The sequence below is a fragment of the Inquilinus sp. OTU3971 genome (assembly GCF_038440215.1).
Window position 1 is genome coordinate 1 of record NZ_JASATH010000249.1, and the last position, 10225, is coordinate 10225.

Annotated in this window: 9 protein-coding genes; 2 read left to right on the plus strand and 7 right to left on the minus strand. The window is 68.5% G+C overall.

The features are described from left to right. Window positions 1–185 precede the first annotated feature (185 nt). The 5 genes from AAHM41_RS36290 to metC all read right to left on the minus strand — a co-directional run bounded on the left by AAHM41_RS36290 (window position 186) and on the right by metC (window position 5541). Window positions 186–941, minus strand: a complete 756-nt coding sequence (locus AAHM41_RS36290; RefSeq protein WP_342241507.1) for an amino acid ABC transporter ATP-binding protein — start codon at window positions 939–941, stop codon at window positions 186–188. Window positions 942–952: 11 nt separating this feature from the next. Then, window positions 953–2047, minus strand: a complete 1095-nt coding sequence (locus AAHM41_RS36295) for an amino acid ABC transporter permease (protein ID WP_342241508.1) — start codon at window positions 2045–2047, stop codon at window positions 953–955. 3 nt (window positions 2048–2050) lie between these two features. Next, on the minus strand, window positions 2051–3163 hold the full coding sequence (locus AAHM41_RS36300) for an amino acid ABC transporter permease (protein ID WP_342241509.1): 1113 nt from the start codon (window positions 3161–3163) through the stop codon (window positions 2051–2053). Between the two features lie 68 nt (window positions 3164–3231). After that, window positions 3232–4254 (minus strand): transporter substrate-binding domain-containing protein, encoded by a 1023-nt coding sequence (locus AAHM41_RS36305; protein WP_342241510.1) that lies wholly within the window; start codon window positions 4252–4254, stop codon window positions 3232–3234. A 117-nt stretch (window positions 4255–4371) separates the two neighbouring features. Continuing rightward, on the minus strand, window positions 4372–5541 hold the full coding sequence (gene metC / locus AAHM41_RS36310) for a cystathionine beta-lyase (protein WP_342241511.1): 1170 nt from the start codon (window positions 5539–5541) through the stop codon (window positions 4372–4374). 104 nt (window positions 5542–5645) lie between these two features. Between metC and AAHM41_RS36315 the strand changes: the two genes are divergently transcribed. Beyond that, window positions 5646–6533 (plus strand): LysR substrate-binding domain-containing protein, encoded by an 888-nt coding sequence (locus tag AAHM41_RS36315; RefSeq protein ID WP_342241512.1) that lies wholly within the window; start codon window positions 5646–5648, stop codon window positions 6531–6533. Between the two features lie 287 nt (window positions 6534–6820). Here the strand turns inward: AAHM41_RS36315 and AAHM41_RS36320 are convergent, their stop codons facing one another. Together AAHM41_RS36320 and AAHM41_RS36325 are read right to left on the minus strand one after the other, a co-directional pair. Next, window positions 6821–8143 carry an MFS transporter gene (locus AAHM41_RS36320; protein ID WP_342241513.1) on the minus strand — a complete coding sequence of 441 codons (1323 nt, stop codon included), beginning with the start codon at window positions 8141–8143 and terminating at the stop codon, window positions 6821–6823. Between the two features lie 9 nt (window positions 8144–8152). Further along, on the minus strand, window positions 8153–9421 hold the full coding sequence (locus AAHM41_RS36325; protein WP_342241514.1) for a nickel/cobalt efflux transporter: 1269 nt from the start codon (window positions 9419–9421) through the stop codon (window positions 8153–8155). Window positions 9422–9591: 170 nt separating this feature from the next. On the opposite strand from AAHM41_RS36325, the gene AAHM41_RS36330 reads away from it, so the two are divergent. Then, window positions 9592–9921, plus strand: a complete 330-nt coding sequence (locus AAHM41_RS36330) for a metal-sensing transcriptional repressor (protein ID WP_342241515.1) — start codon at window positions 9592–9594, stop codon at window positions 9919–9921. Window positions 9922–10225: the final 304 nt, after the last annotated feature.

Genomic DNA, 10225 nt, shown 5'->3' on the forward strand with positions numbered 1-10225 from the left:
CTAGGGGGTCTGCAGGCGGCTCGCAGTTTCGCTCGACGGCTGCATCGTCCGGGCATCGTCGAGCGTCCAGGCCCGCGCCACCACCCGCGCTCCCGTTTCGCTGTAGGTCCGCGTCCCTCGGGGAGGCGGCCTGCTTGGCCGGGCCGCCGCGTCCGCGCTGCGGTGTTATGTGACCGAAGCCGCGGTCAGTGCAGGATCTGCTGCAGGAACCGCCGCGTCCGTTTGTGCTGAGGCGCCGAGAAGAAGGCGTCGGGCGCATTCGTTTCCACGATCCGGCCGCCATCCATGAAGATCACTCGGTCCGCGACCTGGCGGGCGAAGCCCATCTCATGGGTGACCACCAGCATGGTCATGCCCTCGGCCGCCAGCGCGACCATGGTGTCGAGCACCTCGCGAACCATTTCCGGGTCGAGGGCCGACGTCGGCTCGTCGAACAGCATGATCCCGGGGCTCATGCACAGGCTCCGGGCGATGGCGACGCGCTGCTGCTGGCCGCCGGACAGCTGCCCCGGATATTTCTGCGCCTGGTCCGGGATGCGGACGCGCTCCAGATAGTGCAGGGCGCGTTCCGCCGCCTCGCGGCGGGACAGGCCCGCGACCCAGATCGGCGCCAGGGTGCAGTTCTCCAGCACCGTGAGATGCGGGAACAGGTTGAAGTGCTGGAACACCATGCCGGTCCTGCGCCGGATCGCGTCGACCTGCTTCAGGTCGCGGCCCAGCTCCACGCCGTCCACGACGATGCGGCCCTGCTGGTGCTCCTCCAGCCGGTTGATGCAGCGGATCAGGGTGGACTTGCCCGACCCCGACGGGCCGCAGATGACGATCCGCTCGCCGCGCCGGACCGCGAGGTCGATGTCCTGCAGCACATGGAAGGCGCCGAACCACTTCTGGACGCCGGTCATCTCGACCGACGGCGGCTCGTGCGAGGTCAACGCTGGCATGGATACTCCGTTCAGTGGGCGACCTTGGCACGTCGCTCCAGGAAGTCGGCGAAGCGGGCGAAGCCGAAGGCGAGGGCGAAGTAGATCGCGCCGATGAAGAGGAAGGTCTCGGCCGCCGGCGACGGCCAGTCCGGATCGGCGAGGGCGGCCTTGCCGGAGCTGATCAGGTCGAACAGGCCGACGACCAGGACGAGGCTGGTGTTCTTGATCATCACGATGATGGTGTTGGCGAGTGCCGGGATCACGATGCGCAGCGCCTGCGGCAGGATGATCAGCCGCTGCCGCTGCCAATAGGACAGGCCGAGCGCCTCCGCCGCCTCATACTGGCCTTTCGGGATGGCCTGCAGGCCGCCGCGCACCACCTCTGCCAGATAGGCGGCGGCGAATACCGTCAGGGCGACGAGCGCCCGGACGAACTTGTCCGGCAGCAGGGAGTCCGGCAGGAACAGCGGCAGCATGATCGAGGCGACGAAGAGCAGGCTGAGCAGCGGCAGGCCCCGGATCGTCTCGATCGCCACGGTGCTGAGCAGCCGCACCGCCGGCATCCGCGACCGGCGCGCCAGGGCCAGCGCGATCGACAGCGGAAAGGCGATGCCAATCGCCACCACGGTCAGGATCAGCGTGACCGGAAGCCCGCCCCAGGACGAGGTCGGCACGCTGGCCAGCCCGAAGGTGCCGCCGAGCATCAGCAGAATCACCAGCGCCAGCGCCGCGGCCCAGGCCAGGACCAAGCGGCGGCCCCACAGCCGCGGCCAGACCGAGGCGACGAGCAGAACCAGGATGATCACGCAGACAAGGAGAGGCCGCCAGCGCTCGGCCGGTGGATAGATGCCGAACAGGATCTGGCCGGACTTGGCGGCGACGAAGCCCCAGCACGCCCCGGTGGCGGTCCGGCAGGCCTCCGGATTTTGCGGCGAGAACGCGGCGTCGAGGACGGCCCAGCGGACCAGTCCCGGGACGGACCAGATCAGGATGACGGCGAAGAGGGCCGTCAGGCCGGCGTTCAGCGGTGTCCCGAGCAGCAGCCTCGCCCAGGCCGCGAGGCGCGAGCCGCGCTTCGGATGCGGGGCGGACGGGTCGTCGATGGTGGAGATCATCGTGGTCATGTCTCAGCGCTCCACCAGCGCGATCCGACGGTTGTACCAGTTCAGCAGCAGCGACAGGGTCAGGTTGACGGCGAGATAGCCCGCCAGGATGATCGCCACGCCTTCGAGCGCATGGCTCGACTTGTTGATCACCGTGCCCATGATGGCGAGAAAGTCGGGATAGCCCACCGCGATGGCGAGCGTGCTGTTCTTGACCACGTTGATGTACTGGCTGGTCAGCGGCGGCATGATGACCCGCAGCATCTGCGGGATGACGATCAGGCGCAGGATCTGGCCGCGCCGGAGGCCGAGCGCGCGGGCAGCCTCCCATTGCCCCTTGGCCACCGACAGCACGCCGGCGCGCACGATCTCGGCGACGAAGCCGGTGGTGTAGAGGGTGAGGCCGATGACCACCGTCGTCAGCTCCGGGGTCAGCTCGAAGCCGCCGCGGTAGTTGCCGCGCTCGAAGCGGGGCCAGTCCACGGCGGCGGAGATGTCGGCGGCCAGTAATGCGGCGATTGTCACCGCCGCCGCACCGAGGAGCAGGGCCCGGCGCACCGGCTTCGTGATGCGGGTGAGCGAGGCCAGCGCCGCCAGCGCCGCGGCGGCCAGCACCAGTGCCGCCGGGCTTGGGATTGCCAGCGACAGGGCCGGCAGCATCAGGCCGCGCATCGACAGATAGGCACCGGGCGCCAGGGTGAGCGCCGCGTCGACCGGCGGGAGCACCCGCCACCACAGCGAGTAGAGGAAGAACAGCAGCACGATCGGCGGCGTGTTGCGCGCCACCTCGACCCAGACACGGCAACTGCCCGACACGAGCGGGTTGGAGCTGAGCCGCCCGATCCCGACCACGAGGCCCAGCACGGTGGACAGCAGCACCACCAGGACCGAGATGAAGACGCTGTTGGCCAGCCCGACGAGGACCGCCCAGGCGTAGGAATCCTGGGGCCGGTAGCGCAGCAGGCTCTCGGAGATGACGAAGCGGGACGGCAGCGACAGGAAGTCGAAGCCGATCGGGATGCCGCGAGCCTTCAGGTTCGCCGCCGTCGTCTGCACGACCAGCAGGACCAGCGCTCCGACGGCGGCGAGCAGGAGGACCTGGACAAGTCGCACCCGGTATCGTTGGTCCCTCAGCATGGCTCCTCGCTTTGCGGGGTCGAATGCGAAACGGAGGGGGCCGCGCGGCGACGGCCCTTGCCGGGCGATCAATCCCAAGGGAAGGGAAAGTTCACGCCGCCGTCGCGGTAGAGGGCGTTCATGCCGCGCGGAACCTTCAGGGGGCTGTTGGCGCCCAAGTTGCGATCCCAGATCTCGGCATAATTGCCGACCTGTTTGATCACGTTGTGGGCCCATTTGTCGTCGAGGCCGATCGCCTTGCCGAACCCCGGCTCCTGTCCCAGGACGCGCGTGATCTCGGCGTCGCCCGACGCCAGCTTCTCGTCGATATTAGCCTGGGTGATGCCCTTGCTCTCAGCCCACAGCAGGGCGTTGAAGGTCCAGCGGACGATGTTGAAGAGCTGGTCGTCGCCATAAGCGATCGCGACGCCGTTCGGCTCGGTGCCCTTGCCCATGACGATGATGTCGTGCTCGGCCGGGTTCTTGGCGACCGTCGCGCGCTGCCCGGCGGCGGCCGTACCGTCGGTGACGTAGGAGTCGCAGCGGCCGGCGAAATAGGCGTCCCGCGCCTGGATCGTGGAGTCGAAATAGACCTTCTTCATCTCGATGCTGAATTCCTCCTCGGTCTCGAGGACGGCTTTCTCGGTCAGGCTGCCGCCGCCCTGCAGGCAGACGGTCAGGCCGTCGAGCTGCTTCTTGTCCGTGATGTTCGCGGCCTTGCGGACCAGCAGCCCGTCATTGTCGTAGAGCGTGATGGCGACGAAGCGGACCGCCATATCGCGGGTGTAGGTGATGGTCGAGGTCCGGGACAGGAAATCGATCTCGCCGGTCTGCACGGCCGGCAGCCGCTGCGCCGCATTGAGCGGCACGAACCGGATCTTCTCCCGGTCTCCCAGTATGGCGACCGCGAAGGCGCGGCAGATGTCGGTGTCGAAGCCGCGCCACACACCCTGCTCGTCGGGGCGCGAGAGACCCGGCACGCCCTGGCTGCCGCTGCAGACGACATAGTCGCGGTTCTTGATCTTGTTCACCACGGTCTGCGCCGAGGCGCCGGTGGTGCCCAGCGCGAGGGCCGCCAGCCCCGCGGCCGCCGTGACCGTCAGACGTGACATCAAGACTTGCCTCCTCATGTTTTTCTCCCGTGTTCGATGGGTGAGAACCGCCCCTTAGACGTCTTCCCCGACCAGCCGGTTCAGGTGTTCTGCCGGCGGCTCCTATTTTTCGCTGTGTCAGGTCTCGGTGGAGATCTCCGCGAAGAACCGGTCGAGATCAGCCAGGAGATCGGCGACGTCCTCGAGGCCGATCGACAGGCGGATCAGCTGACCGTCGGGCAGCCAGGACAGGTCCGTGCGCCCCTTGCGTGGGTCGCTTGGGGCGACCAAGCTGTGGGCGCCGCCCCAGCTGGCGCCGATCTTGAACAGGCGCAAGGCCTGGAAGGCGCGGTCGAGCACACCGGCGTCGACCCGGCGGATCACGACCGAGAACACGCCGGCGGCGCCGCTGAAGTCCCGCCGCCAGGTCTGGTGCCCGGGATGGCCAGGCCGGGCCGGGTGCAGGATCTGCAGCACCTCCGGCCGGTCCAGCAGCCAGTCGACGACGTCGAGGGCGCTGCGTCCGGAGTGGCGCAGGCGCAGCGGCAGCGTCTTCAGGCCGCGGGCGCAGAGGAAGGCGTCGTCGGCACCGACACCGAGCCCGAGCATTCGCGAGACATCCTTGAGGCGGCGGAACAGCGCCTCGTCGCGCACGGCCGCCGATCCCATGATCAGATCCGAATGGCCGCTGGCGTATTTCGACAGGGACTGGACCGAAATGTCGGCGCCATGGGCGAGGGGGCTGAACAGGATCGGCGTCGCCCAAGTGTTGTCGGCGGCGACCAGCACGCCGGCGGCATGAACGGTCGCCGCGATCACCGGGACATCCTGCACCTCGAAGGTCGCGGAGCCGGGGGATTCCACCCAGACCAGCCTGGTCCGGCGGTCGATCAGCCGGGCGATTCCCTCTCCGATCATGGGGTCGTATAGCGTCGTGGTGATGCCGAGCGGCTGCAGCAGGCGGTCCGCCGCCGCCCGCGCCGGGCCATACATCGATTGCGGCATCAGGATCCGGTCACCGTGCGCGGCGCAGGCCAGCGATGCCAGGACGATCGCCGACTGGCCCGAGGGCGTGACGAGGGCGCGGGCGGCGCCCTCCAGGGCGGCGATCTGGTCCTCCAGGCCGCGGGTCGTCGGGGTGCCGTAGAGCCCATAGGAATAGCCGTCATAGAGCCGGTCGTGGCGGCGCTCGAACGCCGCCACGCTGTCGAAGGTCACGGTCGACACGTGGTGGACCGGAGGAACGAGACTCTCGAATTCGGCAGCATCCGGCGCCGGCGGGTGCACGTGACGGGTATCGTTGCGCATGAAGCTCCCTTTCCCTGCCTGAAAGGAAAGCACGGGCGCGGACTTGCCATCCATGACCGCAGTGAGCAAGGTCCATTCAAATATGATATGAGTGGGCCGTGAACATGAGGGATCTTGAGATCTTCCATGCGGTGATGACGACCGGCGGCGCCGGCCGTGCCGCCGAGCTGCTGGGCACCTCGCAGCCGACCGTGAGCCGCGCCATCGCCGGCCTCGAGAAGAGCGCCGGCTTCCCGCTGTTCCAGCGCATCCGCGGCAAGCTGGCGCCGACCCGCGAAGGCCAGCTGTTCTTCGCCGAGCTGTCGAAGAGCCTCGTTGGCCTCGACCGGCTGCGTCAGGCCGCGGCCAGAATCCGCGAGGTCGGCGAGGGATCGCTGCGCATCGCGACCCTGGCGGCCATGGGCCAGATCCTGGTGCCGCGGGCGGTGGCCCGGTTCCTGGACCAGTATCCGGGAGTCCGGGTGTCGCTGCAGGTCCGCACCTCCTCGGTCGTGCGCGATCTGGTCGCGTCGGGGCAGGTGGACCTCGGCCTCGCGGCGGACGAGATTGACACCAGCGGTGTCCATGCCGGCATCTTCGCGTCGCCGCGCGCTGTCTGCATCCTGCCACTGTCTCATCCGTTGGCGACACGGTCCAGGATCGAGGTGGCGGATCTCGACCGGGAGCGGCTGGTCGCGCTGGCGCCCGACGACACGGTGCGGAAGGCGATCGACCGCATCCTCGCGGCCGCCGGGGTGGAACCGCGGATCGTCGTCGAGACACCGTTCTCGGCCACCGTCGCCGCCCTGGTCGCGGAAGGGGCCGGAATCGGCTTGATGAATCCGTTCTCGATTGACCGGGACCTCCGGTCGCGCCTGGCGATCCTGCCGTTTGAGCCGGCAGTGCATTTCCGGGCGCTGATCTTGCACCCACCGGGATCGGCCGAATCCCGGCTGACGAGCGCATTCCGGGCCTCCCTCTACGCCGTCCGGAACAGCTTCGTGGCGTCTTGACGACGGGGCCGGATCGTCCCGTCACCCCCATCCGATCGTGAGGCCGGCCAGGACGGCATAGCGAGCAGTCTTCGCGATTGCGACCAGCAGCACGAACGTGCCGAAGGGCTCGTGCAGGACGCCGGCGGCCAAGGCGGATAGAGATCGGCGAGAAGCAGACTCGCCAGGGCCGCCTCGGATTGCAGCGGCAGGATGGTCGCCGCGGCGAAGGCGGCCAGGAACAGGCCGGCACAGGCGGCGAGATCCGGCATCGGTCGCGGCGGTGCGGTCGGGGAAGCGCCCGGGCGTTAGACCGGGCGCGGCCACTCGGTGTGCCGCCCGTCGATCACGAAAGCATGCTCGTGGCGATGTCCGCCCGGGACCGGAACCGCGTCCTCGAGATGCGGATCGTCCGGGGCGAGATCCTCATGCACATGCGGGATGCTGTCCGGGTCGCTGGTCGGCCAGATCCGGACCGCCAGCAGGGTGGCGGCGACCGCGATGGCGCCGAGGACGACGAAGGTCCAGTCCAAGCCGACCGATGTCCCGAGCCACCCGGCCAGCGGATAGGTGATCAGCCAGCAGGCATGCGACAGGGCGAACTGCGCGGCGAACACGGCCGGCCTGTCCTCGGGATTCGCCGACCGCCGCAGCAGTCGGCCGGCCGGGGTCTGGGACAGCGAATAGCCGAGGCCGAGCACGAACCAGAGCGGCAGCAGGGCGCCGTAGCTGGGCACCAGGCTGCCGACGAACAGGCCCAGCGCCATCAGGCCGGTCCCGAACAGCATCGCGACCCGATCGGGGATCCGCTGTAACAGGCGCGGCAGCAGCAGCGCCGCCGCCATCGAGCCGGCGCCGAACGCCGCAAGGGCGACCGCGGTGGCGCGCTGGCTGAGCCCGAACCCGGCCTGCACCAGGACGACCGTGTTGACGATCACCATCGAGCTCGCCGCGGCGACCGCCAGGCTCAGCGCGAGCAGCCCGCGCAGCCGCGGCGTCCGCAGGTAGACGCGCAGGCCGCGCGTGGTGCGGTCGTAAATCCCGCGCCGCTCGGCGGCCATTGCCGCGGGCAGCACGACCGAGACGACGAGGGCGGCGGAGCAGAGGAAGCCGACCACGGTTCCGGCGAACAGGGTGTGGAAGCTGATCACGGTCAGCAGCGCCGCGGCAAGCATCGGGCTGACCACGCTTTCAAGGTCGTAGGCCAGGCGCGAAAGGGAGAGCGCGTTGGTGTAGTCGGCCTCGTCCGGCAGAACGTCGGGGATCGTCGCCTGGAAGGTGGGGGTGAAGGCGGCCGAGGCGGACTGGAGGACGAAGATCAGGACATAGACCTGCCACACGTCGGTGACGAAGGGCAGCGCTATGGCGACGGCGGCGCGGATCAGGTCGAGGCCCACCAGCATCGTCCGCCGCGGCAGCCGGTCGGCGAAGGCCGCGGCGATCGGCGCGACGCCGACATACGCGATCATCTTGATCGCCAGCGCCGTGCCCAGGACGGCGCCGGCATCCGCGCCGGCAAGGTCATAGGCCAGCAGGCCCAGGGCCACCGTCGCGAGCCCGGTGCCGACGAGGGCGATCACCTGGGCCAGGAACAGGTGGCGGTAGGTGCGGTTGGCGAGAACCTTGAGCATGCTGTCGCCCTAGACCAGTTGGATCAGGCCCGAATAGCCGACATAGAGCCCGACCAGGATGATGATGGCACTGGCCAGGAAGGGCAGCTTGGTCATCACCGCATCGAAGCCCGGCCACCGCTTGGAGGCGTGGCGGACGCCCCACGCTGCAACCGTGCCGGAGGCGAGCAGGGTGAGCGCCAAGCCGACGCTGAAGCACAGCACCATGATGATGCCCAGCCAGAACTTCTGCAGCTGGAGGCAGAGCAGCAGCACGGTGACCGCGGCGGGGCAGGGGATCAGCCCGCCGGTCAGGCCGAACAGGGCGATCTGCCCGGTGGTCACGGTGCGCCCGGCGAAGCGGTGGCGGATCTGCTCGGCATGAGCACGGGCATGTGCGTCCCCGGCATCGAGGCCGGCGAAGTCGTGCGAATGCTTGTGGTCGGCATCGTCATGGCCGTGGTCGTCGCGATGCGCCGCGCCCCCATGGCTGTGCTCATGGTCATGGTGGTGGTCATCATGCCCGTGATCATGGCCCGCATGGCTATGACCATGGTTGTGATCGTGGCCGTGACCATGGCTGTGGGAGTGGCCGTGATCATGGCCATGGTCGTGCCCGTGATCGTCGTCGGTGAAGCGGACCGGATAGCTGTGGGCATGGTCGCCATGGGCGATGGCGACGGTGGCGACGAATTCGTGCGGCTCAGGGATCACGTCGACGGATTCGAGATGGGTGCCGCGATTGGCCAGCTCGAACACCTGCCGCGTGCCGCCCGGCCGCAAGGTCTCGATCACGACGGAATCGCCGGCGGGGATCGGCGCCGGCTTGCCGCGATTGTCCTGAAACCGCAACTGGAACCGCGGCGGCACGCCATCTTCCTGGATCGACATCTCGACCAGCCCGTGACCGGTGTCGATCCGGCGCCAGCCGGCGGGAGGTGCGGTCTTGGCCCGCTGATCCTGCCAGGTGCGGAACGCCATCCACAGCGCGACCCCGATGATGATCACGGCGGAACCGAGCTGGAAATACGGCTCGGTCGCCTCGGCGCCCCATTGCGGGCCATAGGTCAGCGCCAGCAGGGCGACGATCCAGACGATCGCAGTGTGCGAGATGGTCGCGGTGATTGCCAGCAGGGCGGCCTGCCAGAAGGTGCCGCGGATGGCGACGATGAGGGCCGCCATCATGGTCTTGGAGTGACCCGGCTCCAGCCCGTGCAGGGCGCCGAGCAGGATGGCGCTGGGGATGAACAGCCAGGCCGCGGTGGCGCTCTGCTGTACCAGTTCGGCGAAAGGCGTCATGACCCGTTGTCCCGCGGAGGAGAAGCTGTTTTCGCCATATACTCTCCAGGGGTATAGTATCAACAGGCAATGATAGCGGCCTCCCATCCACCTTGCGTTGAAGTCGGCGCGGAGCATCCTGTAAGGCTAGATTGATGACAGTGACGGTCGTTCCATCAGGAGATCAGAGCATGGCCGCCCGAAAGGGGTCTGCAACCGCGGAAGCAATCAGCGAGACCGCGACGACACCGCACGGCCTTCACCACTCCCACAAGGAAGTGGTCAGCCGGATGAACCGGGCGGCCGGGCAGGTCCGGAACATCGTCGCCATGATCGAGGCGCAGCGGAGCTGCCTCGACATCGCCCAGCAGATGCATGCGGTCGAAGCGGCCATCAGATCCGCCAAGAAGACGCTGATCAAGGACCACATTGATCACTGCCTGGACGCGGCCGCGGAGGTGACGGGCCCCGATCGCCGCACGGCGATGGCGGAGTTCAAGGAGATCACGAAGTATCTCTGAACGGTCTTTGCCCGCCCTGGAACAAGCCGGACCGGACCGATCCGGTCAGATATCGGTAAGGGGCCTACGGACGGCGACGCGGGAGGCATGGGCGGCGGCCGCTTCCATGGCGAGGGCTACGGCCAGGACGGCGGCTCCGGCTGGACCCTGCAGACTTGGTCGGAGCGGCATGGCCGGCTCATGATCCAATGGCGGCGGACCACACCCCCTGCCTTGCCGGCGGCGTGCCCATCCTGGCGCTCGACCGGGCGATCCGGAGTGCGGAGGAAGGCATTGTCACTGGAACTTTGACGCGGTGAGCCGC